At 71.1% G+C, this 19,974-nt stretch carries 13 protein-coding genes and 4 pseudogenes; 9 read left to right on the top strand and 8 right to left on the bottom strand.

Annotation, left to right across the window (positions count from 1 at the left end):
* Window positions 1-80: 80 nt before the first annotated feature.
* From gap to tpiA, 3 genes are read left to right on the top strand one after another with little or no spacing between them, the layout of a single operon-like run.
* Window positions 81-1,085 carry a type I glyceraldehyde-3-phosphate dehydrogenase gene (gene gap / locus Pflav_RS23500; RefSeq protein ID WP_173038237.1) on the top strand — a complete coding sequence of 335 codons (1,005 nt, stop codon included), beginning with the start codon at window positions 81-83 and terminating at the stop codon, window positions 1,083-1,085.
* Window positions 1,085-2,272 carry a phosphoglycerate kinase gene (locus Pflav_RS23495; protein WP_173038236.1) on the top strand — a complete coding sequence of 396 codons (1,188 nt, stop codon included), beginning with the start codon at window positions 1,085-1,087 and terminating at the stop codon, window positions 2,270-2,272. The genes gap and Pflav_RS23495 overlap by 1 nt, the downstream gene beginning before the upstream one ends.
* Window positions 2,272-3,072, top strand: a complete 801-nt coding sequence (tpiA, locus tag Pflav_RS23490; protein ID WP_173038235.1) for a triose-phosphate isomerase — start codon at window positions 2,272-2,274, stop codon at window positions 3,070-3,072. Before Pflav_RS23495 ends, tpiA begins: the two co-directional genes overlap by 1 nt.
* Window positions 3,073-3,115: 43 nt before the next feature.
* On the opposite strand, the gene Pflav_RS23485 is transcribed toward tpiA, so the two are convergent.
* Entirely contained in the window at window positions 3,116-6,151 is a 3,036-nt protein-coding gene (locus Pflav_RS23485) for a tetratricopeptide repeat protein (protein WP_173038234.1), read from the bottom strand.
* A 345-nt stretch (window positions 6,152-6,496) separates the two neighbouring features.
* On the opposite strand from Pflav_RS23485, the gene secG reads away from it, so the two are divergent.
* Both secG and Pflav_RS48080 read left to right on the top strand, forming a co-directional pair.
* Window positions 6,497-6,751, top strand: a complete 255-nt coding sequence (gene secG / locus Pflav_RS23480) for a preprotein translocase subunit SecG (protein WP_173038233.1) — start codon at window positions 6,497-6,499, stop codon at window positions 6,749-6,751.
* Between the two features lie 228 nt (window positions 6,752-6,979).
* Window positions 6,980-7,257 (top strand): annotated as a pseudogene (locus Pflav_RS48080) (RNA polymerase-binding protein RbpA).
* Window positions 7,258-7,345: 88 nt separating this feature from the next.
* On the opposite strand, the gene pgl reads toward Pflav_RS48080, so the two are convergent.
* The 6 genes and pseudogenes from pgl to tkt form a co-directional block, all read right to left on the bottom strand.
* Window positions 7,346-8,116 carry a 6-phosphogluconolactonase gene (pgl, locus tag Pflav_RS23470; protein WP_173042598.1) on the bottom strand — a complete coding sequence of 257 codons (771 nt, stop codon included), beginning with the start codon at window positions 8,114-8,116 and terminating at the stop codon, window positions 7,346-7,348.
* Between the two features lie 117 nt (window positions 8,117-8,233).
* Window positions 8,234-9,196: pseudogene (locus tag Pflav_RS23465) on the bottom strand (glucose-6-phosphate dehydrogenase assembly protein OpcA); the annotation flags it as partial.
* Window positions 9,193-10,709, bottom strand: a pseudogene (gene zwf, locus Pflav_RS23460) (glucose-6-phosphate dehydrogenase). The pseudogenes Pflav_RS23465 and zwf, both read right to left, overlap by 4 nt.
* Window positions 10,710-10,721: 12 nt before the next feature.
* Entirely contained in the window at window positions 10,722-12,335 is a 1,614-nt protein-coding gene (locus Pflav_RS23455; RefSeq protein ID WP_232071810.1) for a glucose-6-phosphate isomerase, read from the bottom strand.
* Window positions 12,328-13,440, bottom strand: a complete 1,113-nt coding sequence (gene tal, locus Pflav_RS23450; protein WP_173038228.1) for a transaldolase — start codon at window positions 13,438-13,440, stop codon at window positions 12,328-12,330. The genes Pflav_RS23455 and tal overlap by 8 nt, the downstream gene beginning before the upstream one ends.
* A gap of 15 nt (window positions 13,441-13,455) precedes the next feature.
* Window positions 13,456-15,512, bottom strand: a pseudogene (gene tkt / locus Pflav_RS23445) (transketolase).
* A 413-nt stretch (window positions 15,513-15,925) separates the two neighbouring features.
* On the opposite strand from tkt, the gene Pflav_RS23440 reads away from it, so the two are divergent.
* The 4 genes from Pflav_RS23440 to Pflav_RS23425 all read left to right on the top strand — a co-directional run bounded on the left by Pflav_RS23440 (window position 15,926) and on the right by Pflav_RS23425 (window position 19,329).
* Window positions 15,926-16,840, top strand: a complete 915-nt coding sequence (locus Pflav_RS23440) for a heme o synthase (protein ID WP_232072727.1) — start codon at window positions 15,926-15,928, stop codon at window positions 16,838-16,840.
* Window positions 16,841-17,105: 265 nt separating this feature from the next.
* On the top strand, window positions 17,106-17,441 hold the full coding sequence (locus Pflav_RS23435) for a hypothetical protein (RefSeq protein WP_173038224.1): 336 nt from the start codon (window positions 17,106-17,108) through the stop codon (window positions 17,439-17,441).
* A gap of 8 nt (window positions 17,442-17,449) precedes the next feature.
* The gene (locus Pflav_RS23430; protein ID WP_173038222.1) at window positions 17,450-18,361 is read left to right on the top strand and encodes an ATP-grasp domain-containing protein; all 912 of its coding nucleotides are present in this window, start codon (window positions 17,450-17,452) and stop codon (window positions 18,359-18,361) included.
* Between the two features lie 44 nt (window positions 18,362-18,405).
* On the top strand, window positions 18,406-19,329 hold the full coding sequence (locus tag Pflav_RS23425; protein ID WP_232071808.1) for a COX15/CtaA family protein: 924 nt from the start codon (window positions 18,406-18,408) through the stop codon (window positions 19,327-19,329).
* Here the strand turns inward: Pflav_RS23425 and Pflav_RS23420 are convergent.
* Complete coding sequence (locus tag Pflav_RS23420) at window positions 19,294-19,812, bottom strand: hypothetical protein (RefSeq protein WP_173038218.1); 519 nt, start codon at window positions 19,810-19,812, stop codon at window positions 19,294-19,296. The two genes, Pflav_RS23425 and Pflav_RS23420, sit on opposite strands and share 36 nt — an antisense overlap.
* Between the last annotated feature and the right edge of the window lie 162 nt (window positions 19,813-19,974).

The raw sequence follows: 19,974 nt of genomic DNA, 5'->3' as shown, positions 1-19,974 counted from the left end.
ACACCTACTCAGCTACTGTCAGAGAGCTACGGCGACGAGGCCGATAAGAGACAAAATCACAAAAAACGAGGAGATGGACCGTGACCATCCGCGTTGGGATTAACGGCTTCGGCCGGATCGGCCGCAACTTCTTCCGGGCGGTGCTGGCGTCCGATGCCGACATCGAGCTTGTCGGCGCCAACGACCTCACCGACAACGCGACGCTCGCCCACCTGCTGAAGTACGACAGCATCCTGGGCCGCCTGCCGTTCGAGGTCAAGGCCACCGGCGACGAGATCACCGTCAACGGCAAGACGTTCAAGGCGCTCGCCGAGCGCGACCCGGCCAAGCTGCCGTGGGGCGACCTCGGTGCCGACGTCGTGATCGAGTCGACCGGCTTCTTCACCGACGCGACCAAGGCCAAGGCCCACGTCGAGGCCGGCGCCAAGAAGGTCATCATCTCCGCCCCGGCGAAGAACGAAGACGTGACCATCGTCATGGGCGTCAACCACGACCAGTACGACCCGGCCCAGCACACGGTCATCTCGAACGCGTCCTGCACCACCAACTGTCTCGCTCCGATGGCCAAGGTGCTGCACGACGAGCTCACGATCGAGCGCGGTCTGATGACCACCATCCACGCGTACACGCAGGACCAGAACCTCCAGGACGGCCCGCACAAGGACCTCCGCCGGGCCCGCGCCGCCGCGCTCAACATCGTGCCGACCTCGACCGGCGCCGCCAAGGCGATCGGCCTGGTGCTGCCGGACCTCAAGGGCAAGCTCGACGGGTTTGCGCTGCGCGTGCCGATCCCGACCGGCTCGGCCACCGACCTGACCTTCACCGCCGGCCGCGAGACCTCGGTCGACGAGGTCAACGGCCTGCTCAAGGCGGCCGCCGAGGGCCCGCTCAAGGGCATCCTCACCTACACCGAGGACGCCATCGTCTCGTCGGACATCGTCACCGACCCGGCCTCGTGCATCTTCGACTCGGGCCTCACCAAGGTGATCGGCAACCAGGTCAAGGTCGTCGGTTGGTACGACAACGAGTGGGGCTACTCCAACCGGCTCGTGGACCTCGTCAAGCTGGTGGGTTCCTCGCTCTGATGAAGACGCTGGACGACCTCCTCGCCGAGGGAGTCGAGGGTCGGCGCGTGTTCGTGCGCGCCGACCTCAACGTCCCTCTGGATGGCACGACGATCACGGACGACGGCCGCATCCGCGCGGTGCTGCCGACGGTGCGCGCGCTCAGCGACGCGGGCGCCCGGGTCGTCGTCGCCTCCCACCTGGGCCGCCCCAAGGGCGCGCCCGACCCCAAGTACTCGCTCGAGCCGGTCGCCCAGCGTCTGGGTGAGCTGCTCGACCGGCCCATCGCGTTCGCCACCGACACGGTCGGCGAGTCGGCGAAGTCGGTGACCGCGAGCCTGGCCTCCGGCGACGTGGCGCTGCTGGAAAACCTGCGCTTCAACGCCGGCGAGACGAGCAAGGACACGGCCGAGCGGGGCGCGTTCGCGGACGAGCTGGCCGCGCTCGCCGAGGCGTATGTCGACGACGCGTTCGGCGCCGTCCACCGCAAGCACGCCAGTGTGTATGACGTGCCGGCCCGCCTGCCGCACTTCGCCGGTGGGCTGGTGCTGCGCGAGGTCGAGGTGCTCAGCAAGCTGACTGGGCAGACCGAGCGGCCGTACGTTGTGGTCCTCGGCGGTTCGAAGGTCTCCGACAAGCTCGCGGTGATCGAGGCGCTGCTGCCCAAGGTCGACAAGCTGCTCGTCGGCGGCGGCATGTGCTTCACGTTCCTCAAGGCCCAGGGCCACGAGGTCGGCAAGTCGCTGCTCGAAGAGGACATGGTCGACACCTGCCGTGACCTGCTCGACCGCGCCGCCGGCCGGATCGTCCTGCCGGTCGACGTGGTGGCGGCGACGGCGTTCGCGGCCGACGCCGAGCACGAGGTGGTCGAGGCGGGCGCGATCCCGGCCGACCGGCTCGGCCTCGACATCGGCCCGGCCAGCGTCGCGCTCTTCACCGAGGCGCTCGCCTCGGCCAGGACCGTGTTCTGGAATGGTCCGATGGGCGTCTTCGAGCTCGCGCCGTTCGCGGCCGGGACCCGGGGCGTGGCCGAGGCGATCACCAAGGTCGACGGCTTCACCGTGGTGGGTGGCGGCGACTCGGCCGCTGCTGTGCGCACGCTCGGCCTCGACGAGGCGGCGTTCGGGCACATCTCGACCGGCGGGGGCGCCTCGCTGGAGTACCTGGAGGGCAAGACCCTCCCCGGTGTCGCCGCGTTGGAGCAGTGATGGCAGGGAAGGCGCAGCCCGCGCGCCGGCCGCTGATGGCCGGCAACTGGAAGATGAACCTCAACCACCTCGAGGCCAACCTGCTCGTCCAGAAGCTCGCCGCGAGCCTCAACGAGCAGCAGCTGAGCGACGTCGAGGTGGTGGTGCTCCCGCCGTTCACCGACATCCGCACGGTGCAGACGCTTGTCGACGGCGACAAGCTCCTGCTCGGGTACGGCGCGCAGGACCTCTCACCGCACCCGAAGGGCGCCTACACCGGCGACATCTCCGGGACGATGCTGGCCAAGCTCGGCTGCCAGTACGTGGTCGTGGGGCACTCGGAGCGCAGGCAGTACCACAACGAGGACGACGCGCTGGTCAACATCAAGGTGAAGGCCGCGTTCACGCACGAGCTCGCGCCCATCATGTGCATCGGTGAAGGGCTGGAGATCCGCGAGGCGGGCGAGCACGTGCCGTTCGTGATCGCTCAGCTCGACGCGGGTCTGGCCGGCCTCACTCCCGCGCAGGTGGAGAAGGTCGTGGTGGCGTACGAGCCGGTGTGGGCGATCGGCACCGGCAAGACCGCCACGCCGCAGGACGCGCAGGAGGTCTGCGGGGCCATCCGGCAGCGGATCGCCGAGAAGTTCGGCGAGTCCACGGCCGAGGTCGTGCGCGTGCTGTACGGCGGCTCGGTCAAGGCGGCCAATGTCGCCAGCATCATGGCGCAGCCCGACGTGGACGGCGCCCTGGTCGGTGGGGCGAGCATCGACGCCGAGGAGTTCGTGCAGATCTGCCGCTTCCCGGAGCACATCGCCCGCTGAGTTTTGTTATTGCCAGCGCCGCGAGAGCGGCGCTGGCGACGGCTCATCCCAGGCCGGCCAGCTTGGCGCGGACCTCGTCCGCCTCGGGTTGGTCAAGCTCCTCCAGCAGTACGAGGGCCTGCCGCCACGCGCGGCGGGCCCGTTCGCGTTCACCGGCCGCGCGGTACGCGTCGCCGAGGTGGGTGAGCGTGCCGGCCTCGTGTGACCGGTCACCCGCCGTCCGAAACATCGCCAGCGCCCGCTCGAAGCTCGCTACCGCCTCGGGCGGCCTGCCCAGGTGGTGGTACGCGTACCCGATGCTGTCCAGCGTCGCCGCCACGCCGGGCCGGTCGTTGATTTCCCGGAGCAGCTCGAGCGCCTGCTCGCAGTGCTCCAGCGCCTCCACGTACTCGCCGTTGCGCGCGTGGTACCAGCCGACGTTGTTGAGCGCGTTCGCCTCGCCGACCCGGTGACCGGCGGCGCGGAAGAGGTCGAGCGCCTTGCGCGCGTGGTAGAGCGCGTCCCGCTGGTGGCCCTGGGTGCCGCACATGTAGGCGAGGTTGCGGTGGGTGTTGGCCAGGCCCAGCAGATCGCCGACCTCGCCGAAGATGTCGAGTGCCCGCCAGTAGTGCACGTGCGCGTCGATGTACCGGCCCACCCGCGCGTACGCCCGGGCCAGCCTTCGGTAGGCGTCGGCCACGTCCCCTCGGCGGCCGAGGCGGCGGGTGGCCTGGAGCGCGAGGTCCTGCACACCAACCCAGTCGTGCCAGTGCCCCTGCCGCTCGAGGTACGTGGTGACCGCCCAGGCCAGCTGCCAGGTGTGGGTGTCACAGCCGGCCGTGGCGGTCCGCTCGATGACGGCCAGCAGCGTGGCGTGCTCGGCGGTGAACCAGGCCAGCGCCTGCCGCTGGTCGCCCACCTCGTCGAGCGTCAATCCGGGCTGGGCCGGCGTGCGGGCGATCTTGTCGCGGTGCGGGTTGAGCTGGGCGTCCGCCGCGTACGCGGTGTGCAGGTAGTGGTCAAGCAGGCGGTGCAGCGCCGCGTGCCGTTCCGCCGGCGGGTTGGTCTCCGCGGCGAGTTCGGCGGCGTACGCGCGGAGCAGGTCGTGGAACGCGTACCGCCCGGGCGCGTGCTCGGCCAGCAGCCGGGCCCGGCCCAGCTCGGCCAGGAGCGGCGGCACCTCGGTGGCCGGTACGCCGGCGAGGCTGGCCGCGGCGGGCACGGCCAGGTCGGCGCCGGGGTGCAGGCCGAGCAGCCGGAAGAGGCGGCTGGCGGGCTCGCTCAGCGACCGGTACGACCAGGAGAAGACCGCCCGCAGGTCGGTGGCCGGGTCGGCGCCGGAGAACGCGTCCAGCCCGCCGCGCGCTTTCCGTAGCTCGTCGGCGAGCGCGGCGAGGGAGATGGGCCGCGTCGCGGCCCGCGCGGCCACGATCACCAGGGCCAGGGGGAGGCCGGCGCAGGCCCGCGTGATCTCGGCCAGCGCCTCCGGCTCGGCGGCCACACGGTCCGCGCCAAGGCGGCGCGCGAGGAGCTGCGCGGCGTCGTCGGGGTCCAGCAGATCAAGCGGTACGGGGTACGCGCCCTCGGCGGCGACGAGGCCGGCGAGCTGGTCGCGGCTGGTCACGATCACCAGGCAGCCGGGGGAGCCAGGCAGCAGCGGGCGTACGTGGTCGGCGTCGCGCGCGTTGTCGAGCACCACAAGCATGCGGCGGCCGGCGAGGAGGCTGCGGTAGAGCGCGGTCTGAGCGTCCAGCCCCACCGGCATCCGCTGTGCCGGCACGTGCAGGGCTTCGAGGAAGCCGCGTACCGCCTCGCCCGCCGGCACCGGTCCGGCCGGGTCGAATCCCCGCAGGTTGACGTAGAGCTGGCCGTCGGGGAAGCGGTGGGCGGCCCGGTGCGCCCAGTGCACGGCTAGTGCGGTCTTGCCCACCCCGGCGCTGCCGTCGATCGTCGCGATCACCACGGCGGTGCCATGCCCGGAGCGCTCGCGGGCGAGCAGCGCGTCGAGCCGTTCCAGCTGGGTGGCCCGTCCGGTGAAGCTCGGTACCGCCGCCGGGAGCTGGCGCGGCCGCGGGTCCGCACGCCGGACGACCTGCTCCTGCCGGAGGATGCGCAGGTGGGTGTCGCCCAGCTCGGCGGAGGGCTCGACGCCCAGCTCGTCGCCGAGGCGGCGGCTGACCTCGGCGAAGAGCGACAGGGCGGCGGCCCGCTCGCCGGAGCCGGCCAGCGCGACCATGAGCTTGGCGGTCAGGCCCTCGTGCAGCGGCTCGTCGGGCGCCAGCTCCTGGAGCCGGGCCACGGTGGCCTCGTGGAGTCCGAGGTCGGCGGCCAGGTCCGCGTACGCCAGGGCGGCCCGCAGCCGCTGCCGGCCCACGGCCACGGCGGCCGGGTGGGAGCGCAGGCGGGGGCTCGCGTTGCCCAGCACCGGGCCGCGCCAGCAGCGCAGCGCGTGGTCGAGCAGGTCGACCGCGGTGGACGGGTCGGGTGTACCGGTGCCCAGCTCGACAAGGTCCTGGAACTGCGCCAGGTCGAGCTGCGCGGCGTCCAGGTCGATCGCGTACCCGTCGCCGGCCAGCCGGATGACGTCGCCGGGGGAGCGCGGCTCGCGGTCGGGGTCGAGGCGCCCGCGCAGCCGCCCCACGTACGTCTGGACCATGCTCAGGCAGGTCTTCGGCGGCTGATCACCCCAGAGCACGTCGACGATCTCGTCGCGGCTGACCACCCGCCCCGGCTGGATCGCGAGCAGCGCGAGGAGATCACGTTGGGGTGCAGGACCGAGGTCGACCTCCGCCGGACCGGTACGCACCGAGAGCGGTCCCAGCACCTCCACCCGCAGCCGCCGGTCGGTGCGGGTCACGGGCCGAGGGCCGGGCAGCGCGGCGAGCAGCCGGTCACGGTCGGACGGCGCCAGCGCCAGCGCCTGCGCGAGCCGGCGCAACGAGGGAGCGCGTGGGCTGTCGACCCGTTCGCGCTCGATGTCCCGAATCGTCCGGACGCTTACCGCCGCGCCGGTCGCGAGTTCCTGCTGGGAGAGGCCGGCCGCCAGACGGTACCGGCGTAGCAGGGAACCCACCGTGGCCTCGGCGTTCTGGGGCGCCATATCCGACTTGTTCCTCACAGGGGTCCTGGCCGGTACTCGCGCCATCCTGCCGCTTCCTGCCGGCCGCGCAAAACGTTTTTCGGCCTGAGGACGTTTGCGCTGGTCAGCGAGGTGGGGGCGCCCGCCCAACCGGTTGTTGCGCGTTGTGTCAACGGCGGGCGGTGATTCATATCGTCATGCTGGCCGGTCGGGGCCGGTTCGCACCGGATATGGGGGCGGTACGGGCCGGCCCTGCCGGATCCGCTTCCGCTATCCTTGGTGAGCCTACGGTGTCCACCGTCGATACAGCCCGCCAGCGGGTTTGGCACGACGACGGGCTTTGCGTCGAGAGGACTGACCGCCACCATGCCGATCGCGTTCGCGTACACGTTGATCGTGTTGCTTGTCATCACCAGCTTCCTGCTGATGCTGCTGATCCTGCTGCACCGCGGCAAGGGCGGTGGTCTGTCGAGCATGTTCGGTGGCGGTGTGAGCACCAGCCTCGCCGGTTCGTCGGTGGCGGAGAAAAACCTGGACCGCTACACCATTCTGGTGGGTATCGTCTGGTTTGCCTGCATTGTCGGCCTGGGCCTTTGGCTCAAACTCGCGATGAACTCTTAGGGCCCTCTGCACCGTACGTAGTCATAGACTCTGCGCGGTCTGATGTACCCAGTGGTTCCCAAGTGACGACAGTTCGGCCCTTCGCGCCGCCAGGCGGTGCTCCGGGCCGGATGAACGTCAATCGCGACGTCGAACCCTCACTCGACGACAGGAGCGAAGAGCCGTGCCACATGGCAGCGCCATCCGCGGCACTCGCGTCGGATCGGGCCCTGTCCGGCCCACCGAGCGGTGCGACCCCGCCCCCGCAGGCCCGTGACGTACTGGTGCGCCAAGGGCCACTCGATCGAAGTCCTGCTGGCGGCCGAGGTCGCGCCGCCGGCCACGTGGGACTGCCCCCGCTGCGGCCAGCCGGGGGCTTGGACCAGCTCAACCCGCCCGGCCCGGCGCGCGCCGAGCCCTACAAGTCCCACTTGGCGTATGTGAAGGAGCGGCGCAGCGACGCTGACGGCGAGGCGTTGCTCGCCGAGGCGCTGGCGGCCCTTCGTCGCCGCCGCGGCGAGTTCTGACCGCCGCGAAGGCCACAGTTTTCCGCTCGCGATAAGCCGAAGGCCGCCTCCACCGAGTGTTACCGGTGAAGGCGGCCGACTGACCGCGTTATCGGAGACTGCGGAGCTTCGGCGCGACCTCGGCCGCCGCGGCGCGGTCCAGGAGCCACAGCGTGCGCTCCACGCCATGCACCCCCGACGCCGGCACCTGCACCGGGCCACCGCCGGCCATGGCCATGCCCACGGCGCTGGACTTTTCCGGGCCGGCGGCCATCAGCCAGACCTCTTCGGCGGTGTTGATCGTCGGGAGGGTGAGCGTGATGCGGACCGGTGGGGGCTTGGGCGAGCCGCGTACGGCGCTGACCGGGCGGGTCTCATACGCGCTCGGGTGCTCCGGGAAGATCGACGCCACGTGCCCGTCTTCGCCCACGCCGAGGATCAGCACGTCGAAGTGGGGGAGCTGGGCGGTGCCGGGCTTGGCGGCGGCGGCGAGCATCTGGGCGTACCGGGCGGCGGCAGCCTCCGGGTCGTCGCCGTCCGGGCCGTCCGAGGGTGGCATCGGGTGCACCCGGGCCGGGTCGAGCGGAAGCGCGTCGAGCAGGGCCTCGCGGGCGAGGACCTCATTGCGCTCCGGGTCGCCGGAGGGGACGAAGCGCTCGTCGCCCCACCACAGGTCGACGCGCGACCAGTCGACGGCGTCGCGGGCGGGCATGCCGGCGACGGCCTCGTAGACCGTCGCCGCCATCCGACCGCCGGTCAGCACGACGCTGGCGAAGCCGCGGGCGGCCTGGGCGTCGATGAGCTTGACGACAAGCCTCGCCGCGGCGGCCTGGGCGAGCACCTTCGCGTCCGAGTGGACGATGACGCTTGTCTCACCCATCAATGGACTCACTCTCGGTAGCTGCGGCCGGGGCCGAGGGCACGCTCTCGCTGGTGGGAGCCGCGGCCGAGACGGCGGCCGGCGCGGGAGCGGGGACGGACGTAACCTCCTGGCGGGGGCCAACACCGGGTCCTTCCAGATGTGCACCCGCTTGTGCGCCCGACCTTCCAGACCAGACACACCGGCGTACGCGCCCAACGCGTCACCGTAGATCTGGTCGGCGTCCAGGCGGCGCAGCTCCTCCGCGAGCTCCTCACCGGTGGGGCGGCGGACCAGCGGCAGGTTGCGCACCGCGTGGCCGGTACGGGAGAACGTGGCCATGCTGTCCTCGCGGGTCAGCGACAGCACGTCGCCGGTGGAGCAGTGGAGCGTGACCGAGCGCATGCGCGGGAAGTCCTCGGTCGCCTCCAGCTTGGGCTGGATCCCCAGGCGGGCGGTGAGCCAGCCGCTCATCAGCGCAGCCGTCGGGTCGGAGGCGGGCGCCACGATCGTCGCCCCGGTGACCTGCGCGTCGATCGTGTCGAAGGCACCGGCCAGCAGCGTGCGCCACGGGGTGATGCGGGTCCACGCCAGGTCGGTGTCGCCCGGCGCGTAGTCGCTGGCCCGCTGCCGCAGCGCCGCGATCCGGTCGTCGGCCTGCCCGGTGTCGGTGATCCGGCGGTCGGCCACGACACCGAGGAAGTCGTTGGCGATCAGCTCCGGCGGCTCGCCGTGCCACCAGGTGACCACCGGCACGTCCGGTACGAGCAGCGGCATCACCACCGACTCGGCGTGCAGCGCGAGCCGGCCATACATGCGCATGACCACCGCCTCGCACGGGCCGAGCCGGCCACCGACCACGATCTCCGCGTCGAGGCGGTTGATCGGCCGCTCGAAGTCGGAGCGGACCACCATCAGCAGGCGGCACGGGTGCTGGGACGTGGCGATCGTGGCGGCCGCCTCGGCCTCGCGCACCCGCTTCTCGTCGACCACGACGATGAGCGACAGCGCCATGCCGCTGGCGACGCCGCCGGCGCTGCGCCGCTCAGCGGCGAGAGCCTTGACGACCTCGTTTCCTGTGGTGTCCCACAAGCCGATCATGCACGCCTCCAGTGACGGCCCTCGTGGGCCAGCATCTCGTCGGACGCCCGCGGCCCCACTCGCCAGAGCGGTACGGCTCCGGCTTGTGGCCCTGCCAGGCTTCCTCCAGCGGGTCGATGACCTGCCAGCTCTGCTCGACCTCGGCGGCGTCCGGGAAGAGGGTGCGGTCACCGATCAACACGTCGAGGACCAGCCGCTCGTACGCCTCGGGGCTCTGCTCGGTGAACGCCTCGCCGTACTGGAAGTCCATCGCGATGTCGCGCAGCTCCATCGTGGTGCCGGGCACCTTCGAGCCGAACTTGAGCACCACGCCCTCGTCCGGCTGCACCCGGATCACCAGCTGGTTGTGCCCGAGCGCCTCGACGTCGGTCGGGTAGAACGGCAGGTGCGGCGCCATCTTGAACAGCACCGCCACCTCGGTCACCCGCCGCGGCAGCCGCTTGCCGGCCCGAATGTAGAAGGGGACACCGGCCCAGCGCCTGTTTTGGATGCCGAGGCGGACCGCCACGTACGTCTCCGTGTTGGAGTCCTGCGGCACGCCATCCTCGTCCAGGTACGCCTTGGCCCGCTCGCCGCCGACCCAGCCCTGGAGGTACTGGCCCCGGACCGTACCTTCGTGGATGTCCTTGGGCAGGCTGATCGCGCGCAGCACCTTGAGCTTCTCGGCGCGGATCTCGGAGGCGTCGAAGCTCGTCGGCTCCTCCATCGCGACCAGGGCGAGCAGCTGGAGCAGGTGGTTCTGAAGCACGTCGCGGGCGGTACCGGTGGCGTCGTAGAAGCCCGCGCGGGTGCCGATGCCCACGTCCTCGGCCATCGTGATCTGCACCGAGTCGACGTACTTGGAATTCCACACCGGCTCGAACAGGGAGTTGGCGAAGCGCAGCGCCATGATGTTCTGCACTGTCTCCTTGCCCAGGTAGTGGTCGATGCGGAACACGTCCTGGCCGGTGAACACGTCGTCGACAAGCTCGTTCAGCGCCTTGGCCGAGGAGAGATCGGTGCCGAAGGGCTTCTCCACGACCACGCGCCGCCAGCCGCCGCACTTTTCGTTGTCGGCCATGCCGGTGCGGGCGAGCTGCTTGAGCACGGTCGGGAAGGCGGATGGCGGGATGGAGAAGTAGAAGGCCGCGTTGCCGCCGATGCCGTGCGTGTCGCGCAGCTCGTCGAGCGTGCGGTCGAGCGTGTCGAACGCCGCGTCGTCGTCGAACGCGCCACCGACGAACTTCAGATTGCCGGACAGCCGCGCCCACACCTCCTCGCGCCACGGGGTGCGCGCGTGTGCTTTCGCCGCCTCATACGCCATCTGCTCGAACGTGCCGTGGTCCCAGTCGCGGCGGGCGAACCCGAGCACCACGAAACCGGGCGGCAGGAGGCCACGGTTGGCCAGGTCGTAGACGGCCGGTAGAAGCTTCTTGCGAGCCAGGTCGCCGGTCACTCCGAAGATCACCAGAGCGCAGGGCTCGGGGATCCGCGGCAGCCGCCGGTCCTGGGGATCGCGCAACGCATTACCCACGGGACTATCCTTTCAGTTCCCTAGGGACCGGGCAGCGTCCAGCAGCTGAACGATGCCCGACGCCCGGTCCGTCAGGTGCAGGCGTACCACGGGGCGGCCCCGGCGCACCAGCGCCTGCCGGTCACCGGCCGCTTGGGCGGCCTGGAGCTGGCCGAACGTGAATGGACGGCCGGGCACCGCCAGGTCGGTGGCGACCGCGCCGGTGATCTGGAGGAACGCGCCGAGGGGTGGCCCGTCCTTGTGGTAGAGCGACGTGGAGTGCAAGAAGCGCGGGCCCCACCCGAAGGTCACCGGGCGGCGGGCGATCGCGGCGAGGATCGGCCGCAGCTCCGCGGCGTCGGCGTCGGCGTGCCGGTCGAGGTAGGCCATCACCGCGAGGTAACCATTCGGGCGCGCCTCCAGCAGGACGGCGCTGAGCGTGCCGGCGAGCGTAGAAGTGGCCGCGCCGTACACCGCGATGGCGCCATCTACAAAGGACGGCTCCTCGGCGGGCGGGCCGGCGGCGAGGATCGCCGCCATGTTCTCCTTGGATTCGCTCTTGCTGGGCATGCCGAGTGGGTCGATCCCGATCACCCGGCCGGCCAGCGCTGTGGCGAACTCCCAGGTCAGAAACTGGGCGCCGAGCGGGCCGTTGACCGCGACGTCGGGGCGTACGCCGCCGCCGGGCACCGCGCCGGCCGGCAGCGAGCCGCCGAGCGTCACGGTGAGCACGTCGGCGCCGTCGACCGGTGCGTCCGGCGACTCGAGCACGACCGGCAGCATGCCGGTGCCCTCCTTGCCTGTGGACTCGGCGAGCAGCTGCTCGGCCCACTCGTCCAGGCCGACGATGCCGGTACCGTCCGGTACCAGCGCGATCTTGTCCTTGCCCGTGGTCGTCGCCGCGCCGAGCGCGGCCCCCAGCGCGAGCGCGGGGTTGTCGCCGCCGGCGGAGAGCGCGGGCAGCAGCTCCTCGGCCTGGTCGAGCAGCTCGGCCACGTCGACCCCGGCCAGCGCCGCGGGCACGAGGCCGAACGCGGTCAGCGCCGCGTACCGCCCGCCCACCTCGGGGTCGGCGAGCACCACGGTGGCGCCCATGTCACGGGCGACATCTTCCAGCGGCGAGCCGGGGTCGGTCACGATCACGAAGTGCCGCCCGGCCTCGGCCGGGGTCAGCCCGGCGTCGAGGAACGCGCCCAGGTACGCCCGGCGCACGCTGTCGGTCTCGATGGTGGTACCCGACTTGCTGGACACGACGACGACAGTGCGGTGGAGGCGGTCGGCGATGGCACGCGCGATCTGGCCCGGATCGGTCGTGTCGAGCACGGTCAGCGGCCGGCCGAGCGTGCGCGCGATCACCTCGGCGGCGAACGACGAGCCGCCCATGCCGGCGAGCACCACGCGGTCGAGGTCGGCCAGCTCCTCCTTCAGCTCGGCGAGCAGCGGGAGCAGCTCCCAGCTGCGCCGATGGGTGTCGATCCAGCCCAGCCGGATCTTGGCCTCGGCCTCCGCGTCGGGACCCCAGAGCGTCGGGTCCTTCCGCACGAGGAGCCCCGGGATCCCGTCTCTGACGAGGGCCGCCCGGGCCGCGGAGCCAATGGCATCCGCGCCCCAGACGGCAAGTCCCGCGGCCGCCTCAACTTCACGCATTGGTGGCATTTGACAGCTGGTTCTCCACGGTCTGCAGAAGCTCCACCCAGCTCGCCTCGAACTTCTCGACGCCCTCGCGCTCCAGCGTCTCGACCACGTCGTCGTACTCGACGCCGAGCCCGGCGAGGTCGTCGAGCACCTTGCGGGCGTCGTCGTAGTAGCCGGTCACCGTGTCACCACGGGTCTCGCCGTGGTCGGCGTACGCGTGGATGGTCGGCTCGGGCATCGTGTTGACCACGCCCGGGGCGATCATCTCCTCGACGTAGATGACGTCGCGGAAGGCCGGGTTCTTGGTCGAAGTGGACGCCCACAGTGGACGCTGCGGGTGCGCGCCCGAGTCGGCGAGCGCCTGCCACCGGGCGGAGCTGAAGACCTTGGTGTACCGCTCGTAGGCCAGGCGGGCGTTGGCGATCGCCGCTTTGCCCTTGAGCGCCTTGGCCTCCTCGCTGCCGATCTTGTCGAGGCGCTTGTCGACCTCGGTGTCCACACGCGACACGAAGAACGACGCCACCGAACCGATCTTGGTGAGGTCGTGACCGTTGAGCTTCGCCTGCTCCAGGCCGGCCAGGAACGCCTCCATGACCTCGCCGTACCGCTCCAGCGAGAAGATCAGCGTGACGTTGACGCTGATGCCCTGCGCGAGGGTCGCGGTGATCGCCGGCAGGCCCGCCCGGGTCGCCGGGATCTTGATGAACAGGTTGGGGCGGTCGACAAGCCACCACAGCGACTTGGCCTCCGCGATCGTCTTCTCGGTCTCGTGCGCCAGGCGCGGGTCGACCTCGATCGACACCCGCCCGTCGACACCCGCCGACGCGTCGTACGCCGGCTTCATCACGTCGGTCGCCCACCGCACGTCGTACGTGGTCAGCAGGCGTACCGCCTCTTCGACGGAGACGCCGCGCAGGGCCAGGTCGCGCAGCTGCCAGTCGTACGAGGCGGCGTCGCTGAGCGCCTTCGCGAAGATCGTCGGGTTGGTGGTCACACCCACCACGTGCTTCTCGCGGCGCAGCTGGTCGAGTCCACCGGACTCCAGCCGCGGGCGGGACAGGTCGTCGAGCCACACCGCCACACCGGCGGCCGACAGCTCACCAAGCCGGTCAGTCATGAGTACCAATCTCCCTCAGTTACCCGTTGTGGACCCAGTGATGTCGCCGACCCTCGCCAGCGACGCGTGCGCGGCAGCCACCACACGGTCGGCGGTGAAGCCGAACTGCTCGAACAGCACCTTGTACGGCGCGCTCGCTCCGTAGTGCTCGATGCTCACGGCCTCGCCGCAGTCACCGATCAGGTCGCGCCAGGACATCGCGATCGCGGCCTCGACGCTCACCCGCGCCCGCACGCCGCGCGGGATGACCAACTCGCGGTAGGCCTCGTCCTGCTCGCGGTACCACTCCTGGCAAGGCATCGAGACGACGCGGGTGGGGGTGCCCTCGGCCTCCAGCCGCTCGCGGGCGGTCAGCGCGAGCTGCACCTCCGAGCCGCTGGCGATGATGATCACCTTGGGCTGGCCGTTGGCCGCGTCGGCGAGCGTGTACCCGCCCTTGGCCACGCCCTCGGCGCTCGCCACCTCGCTCCGGTCCAGGACCGGCAGCGCCTGCCGGGTGAGCGCCAGCGCGGTCGGGCGGTCCTTGTGCTCCAGCGCGAGGCGCCACGCGACCGAGGTCTCGTTGGCGTCGGCCGGGCGCACCACGTCGAGGCCGGGGATCGCGCGCAGCGCGGAGAGGTGCTCGATCGGCTGGTGCGTCGGGCCGTCCTCGCCGAGGCCGATCGAGTCGTGCGTCCAGACGTAGATCGCCGGCAGCTTCATCAGCGCGGCCAGCCGGACCGCCGGGCGCATGTAATCGCTGAAGACAAGGAACGTGCCGCCGTACGGCCGGGTGCCGCCGTGCAGCAGGATGCCGTTGAGGATCGCGCCCATCGCGTGCTCGCGGATGCCGAAGTGCAGCGTGCGGCCGTAGAGGTTGCCGGGGAACTCCTTGGTCGCGTGCTCCGGCGGGACGAAGGACGGCTCGCCCTTCATCGTCGTGTTGTTGCTCTCCGCGAGGTCGGCCGAGCCGCCCACAGCTCGGGGAGCACCGGCGCGAGCGCCGAGAGGACCTTGCCAGAGGCGGCCCGGGTCGCGACCCCCTTGGAGTCCGCCGGAAACTCCGGCAGCGCCTCGGTCCAGCCAGCCGGCAGCGAACGGGTGGCGAGCCGGTCGAAGAGCGCCTTGCGCTCGGGGTTGGCGGCGGCCCAGGCGTCGAACGCCTTCTGCCAGTCGGCGCGCGCGGACCGACCGCGGTCGACCACCTCGCGGGCGTGGGCGAGCACCTTCTCGTCCACGGCGAACGACCCCTCCGGGTCGAAGCCGAGCAGCTTCTTGGTCGCGCCGACCTCCTCGGCACCGAGGGCCGAGCCGTGCGCCTTGCCGGTGTTCTGCTTGGTCGGCGCGGGCCACGCGATGATCGTGCGGAGCGCGATGAACGAGGGGCGCTCGGTCTCCGCCTTCGCCGCCTCGAACGCGGCGTACAGCGCCTCGACGTCCTCGTGGTACTCACCCTCGTCGGCGTGGTGGCCGCCCCGCCAGTCGACGGTCTGCACGTGCCAGCCGTACGCCTCGTACCGCTTGGCGATGTCCTCGCTCTTCGCGATCCGGGTGTCGTCTTCGATCGAGATCTCGTTGTCGTCCCACAGCAGGATGAGGTTGCCCAGCTTCTGGTGCCCGGCGAGCGCGCTCGCCTCGTGGCTGATGCCCTCTTCGAGGTCGCCGTCCGAGGCGAAGGACCAGATGTAGTGGTCGAACGGGGACTGGCCGGGCTCGGCGTCCGGGTCGAACAGACCCCGCTCGCGCCGCGCCGCGAAAGCCATCCCGACCGCGTTGCCGACGCCCTGCCCGAGCGGCCCGGTGGTGGTCTCGACACCCACCGTGTGCCCGTGCTCGGGGTGACCCGGCGTGGCGGAGCCCCACTGCCGCAGCGACTTGAGGTCGTCGAGGCTCAGCCCGTAGCCGGACAGGTACAGCTGGACGTAGAGGGTGAGGCTGGAATGTCCCATCGACAGGACGAACCGGTCCCGGCCAGGCCACTGTGGATCGGTCGGGTCGTGCCGGAGGAGCTTGTTGAAGAGCAGGTAGGCCGCCGGCGCCAGGCTCATCGCCGTGCCGGGGTGGCCGTTGCCGGCCTTCTCCACCGCGTCCATGGCCAGGATGCGGGCAGTATCGACCGCTTTACGGTCGAGGTCAGACCAGGGCAATGAAGCTTCGTTCGCGGTCACGTTGTGTGCTCCTCGGCAATGCGGCAACCCTCTTGCGATGACCCTATCTACCCGTGCTAAACGTGCGCCGGGTGACCGGCCGACGTGTGGGACAACAAGCTGTGACCGGCGGCACGCTCCGCTCTTCTACGTGGGGTCGTAGTAGGTCGCGTTCTGCCAGCGCGTACCCTGACGCTCGGCGCGTTGACCTTGCCGGATCGCCGCGTCGCGAGCCGACCGCCTCAGCCGCGCGCCACAGCGCCGACGCCCGGAAGGTGACCCATCACGTGAGTACGATCACCGAGCGCCCACACCCGCCGGCCGCCGCCCGGCCGCTGGTGCCGGTCGCCCCGCGCGACCTGGTACCGCCCCGGCAGCGCCTGCGCGGGGGCGACGTGCTCGCCGTGATCAAGGCGTATGTGGCGCTGACCAAGCCGCGCATCGTCGAGCTGCTGCTCGTCACCACCGTGCCGGCGATGATGCTCGCGGCCGGTGGCATCCCGTCGCTGTGGCTCGTGGCCGTGGTGCTGGTCGGCGGCTCGCTCGCGGCCGGCGCGGCGAACGCGCTCAACTGCTACATCGACCGCGACATCGACCAGGTCATGAAGCGCACGTCCCGGCGCCCGCTGCCGGCGCACCGGGTCTCGCCGCGCAGCGCGCTGGCGTTCGGCCTCGTGCTCGGTGTGGTGTCGGTGTCGCTGATGGCCGCGTTCACCAACTGGCTGGCCACCGGGCTCACGCTCGCCGCGATCTTCTACTACGACGTGATCTACACGCTCTGGCTCAAGCGGAGCACCCCGGCGAACACGTTCTGGGGTGGCGTCTGCGGCGCCGCGCCGGTGCTGATCGGCTGGGCCGCGGTGACTGGTGGACTCTCCGTAACCGCGTGGGCTCTCTTCGCCGTCGTGTTCTTCTGGCAGATGCCGCACTTCTACGCGCTGGCGATCCGGTTCAAGGCCGACTACGCCCGCGCCGGCATCCCGATGCTGCCGGTGGTCGCCTCGCAGCGCCGGGTCAACGTGGAGATACTGCTCTTCTCCTGGCTGACCGTGGCCGCGTCGCTCGCCGCATGGCCGCTCGGCCGCGCGATCGGCCTCAGCCCCATCTACGGGCTGACCGCGCTGGTCACCGGCGTGCTGCTGCTCCGCGAGGCGTACGCGCTCGTGGGCCGGGCCAAGCGTGGGGAGCAGATGCGCCCCATGCGGCTGTTCCACTGGACCATCACGTACCTGACGATTCTCTTCGTCGCGGTCGCCGTCGACGCCCTCGTCTGACGTTCCGCCGAGGGCACAAGCCCAAGAACAATGTCGCGGAGCGTGGACAGCACGAGCGTCCGTTTCGACCGTGAAACGCCGGAATAGTCGCGTGCCCGATTCCAGGCCGGAATAGTGTCGCTTTTGTCCAGACCAATTGGGCTGATTTAATGCCATAAATCGGGCAAAACCTCAGGGATACGCAGGTTAAACGTCGGGTAATTGGCATCACAAAAAAACATGAGGGGGGCGTTGACGCCGCGCAACTCTGCTTACGCTCGGTCGCATGGCAGATGGTTCCGATACCAACATGACCGCTGGCCCGACAGCCACGGCGCAGGCCTCCAACGGCCTCGTCGCGGGCATCCGGGCATTTGCCGCCGGCCACGGCGGCGCGAAGGCGGTCATCGAGTACGTCGGCAAGCGGGGTGCCCGCATCGTCCTCGTTGGTGGGGACGGTGAGTGGGCGGACCAGTTCGCCGACGCCACCGACGTGGCGCGCCAGGCGTGCGCCAAGGCAGGCGTCGAGGTGGAAAACGAGTGGGAGCGCGATCTCATGGACCAGATGCGCCCGAGCAACGACCTGTGGAGGTCGATGGGCCGGCGATCGCTCGCTCGTTGACAGTTGTGTTGAACGAAAATTCTGTCCAAGCGACCCGGGAGCGATCCCGGGTCGCTCTCGTTACCTGCGACCAGATCCCCGAGCTGGACACCGACGACAAGCTCGTCGTACCGGCGCTGCGCGAGCGCGGCATCGAGGCAGTGCCCGTCGTGTGGGACGCACCAACCGTCGACTGGGATTCGTTCGCCCTCGCGGTGATCCGCTCGCCGTGGGACTACGTGGCCCGGCGCGAGGAGTTCATCGCGTGGGCCGCCAACGTGCCCCGCCTGGCCAACCCGGCCGACGTCGTCGCCTGGAACACCGACAAGCGCTACCTGCGCGAGCTCGCCGCCGCCGGCGTGCCCGTCGTGCCCACCATCTGGGTCGAGCCGGGCGAGGTGTGGGAGCCGCCGCCGGGCGGTGAGTTCGTGGTCAAGCAGGCCGTCGGCGCGGGCAGCCTCGACACCGGGCGGTACGACCTCGACCGGGCCGAGCACCGCGAGCTCGCCGTCGCGCACGTGGCGCGGCTGGGGCTGGCCGGGCGGCTGGTGATGGTGCAGCCGTACCTGGCGGCCATCGACACGTACGGCGAGACCGCGCTGCTCTTCTTTCCGGCCGAGGGAGATCTCGCGTTCAGCCACGCGATCCGCAAGGGCGCGATGCTGACCGGGCCGGACGAGGCCGTCGAAGGGCTGTACAAAGAGGAGACGATCCGGCCCCGCACGCCGCTCGACGCCGAGATTGAGATCGCACGGAAGGCGCTCGCGGCCGTACCGGGTGGCGCCGACCGCCTGCTGTACGCCCGGGTCGACCTGATACCCGGCCCGGACGACCTGCCGGTACTCGTCGAGCTGGAGCTCACCGAGCCGTCGCTCTTCCTGGGCACGGCCGGCGGAGCGCCGGAACGCTTCGCCGAGGCCATCGTCAAGCGCCTCTCGTGAACCCGCCGTCTCCCGAGCCGCCGCTACTACGTAACATAGTTGTCGTGTTGCGCCGCCTAGCCCTGGCTTCCGTCGTCGCCAACGTCGCGATCGTGGTGACGGGCGGCGCCGTGCGGCTTACCGACTCCGGCCTGGGCTGCCCGACGTGGCCGCGCTGCACCGACGAGTCGTATACGGCGACCGCCGCGATGGGCATCCACGGCGTCATCGAGTTCGGCAACCGGCTGCTGACCTTCGCGGTCGCGGCGGTGGCCGTCGCCGGCGTGCTGGCCGCCTGGCGGCACCGAGGCCGCCTGCGGTGGCTCTCGATCGCGGTCTTCCTGGGCATCCCCGCGCAGGGCGTGATCGGCGGCATCACGGTCCTGACCGACCTCAACCCGTGGGTCGTCGGCCTGCACTTCCTCGCGTCGATCGCGGTGATCGCCCTGGCGTATGCCTTCTGGCGAGCCACCGGCCCACCACCGGCCGCCGTCTTTTCGCCACCGCCGCCCCTGCGGCTGCTGGGCTGGGTGCTCGCCGTGGCCAGCGCGGCTGTCCTCGTCGTGGGTACGTGGGTCACCGGCAGCGGCCCGCACTCGGGTGACCACGGCGCCGCCCGCAACGGGCTCGACCCGGAGACCATCTCCCAGGTCCACGCCGACCTCGTGTTCCTGCTGATCGGCCTGACGTTGGCCGCCTGGCTGGCCCTGCGCGCGATGGGCCTGCGGGTGGCGGCACGCGCGGCGGCGGTGCTGCTCGTGGTCGAGCTGGGCCAGGGGCTGATCGGCTTCGTCCAGTACTTCACCGACCTGCCGGTGTTGCTTGTCGGCGCCCACATGCTCGGCGCCTGCCTGGTCTGGCTGGCTACCCTCGCGGTCGTCTGGGCACTGCGGCCCACCGCACCACCCGCCGACCCGCCCGCGTCGGCGGCCGAGGCAGCCGTGCCGGACGCCTCAGAGCGGGCGGAAGTCCAGGTAGCGGCCGGTTAGCTCGGTCGCCTCCGGGTCGGCGTAGAGCCAGACGCGGATGCGCTTCGGGACCGACGGGCTGGTCTGGCAGGGAAACGTGGCGCCCTCGACCATCCGGGCCGCGTCCAGTGGCCCGACCGAGGTGCGGTGCTCGCCGTGCCGGGAGTCCTGCCCGTCCACCTCTATCTCCAGGCGGCAGGTCAGGACCTGCGCGGCCTCGTTGGCGTCACCGGGGCGCAGGTCGCTGAGGGTGGCCATGCCGCGGCGGACATCCTCGCGCCACCGGCGCTCCACCGTAAGGTGCTCGCCGATCGCCACCACGACACCGCCGAAGATCGCGACAACCAGCCCGAGCGACACACCGAGCAGGGCCAGCCAGTGCGGCTGGTCGGGAGGGTCGAAGGTGATCGCCAAGACCAGGCCGACGACAAACCAGGCCAGGCTCCCCACGGCCAGGAAGACGCCGGCTACCCGCAGCAGTCGCGGTCCATCGATGTCGGGCACGGCGCCGAGGGTACGGGCCGGCCGCCAGCAGCCCAGCCGGTGGGCGGCACCGGCTCCGACGTAGGATCGCTGCCGGCGCAGAGCGGGTGACGGCCCCGCACGATCGGGCGAAAACAGGTCACCCCGGTGGGGTGGATCACTCAAACCCGGGTTTGCGGGCGG

The sequence above is a fragment of the Phytohabitans flavus genome, assembly GCF_011764545.1.
Taxonomy (GTDB): domain Bacteria; phylum Actinomycetota; class Actinomycetes; order Mycobacteriales; family Micromonosporaceae; genus Phytohabitans; species Phytohabitans flavus.
The sequence above is the reverse complement of the archived record's forward strand: the minus strand, read 5'-3'. Positions and strand labels throughout refer to the sequence as shown.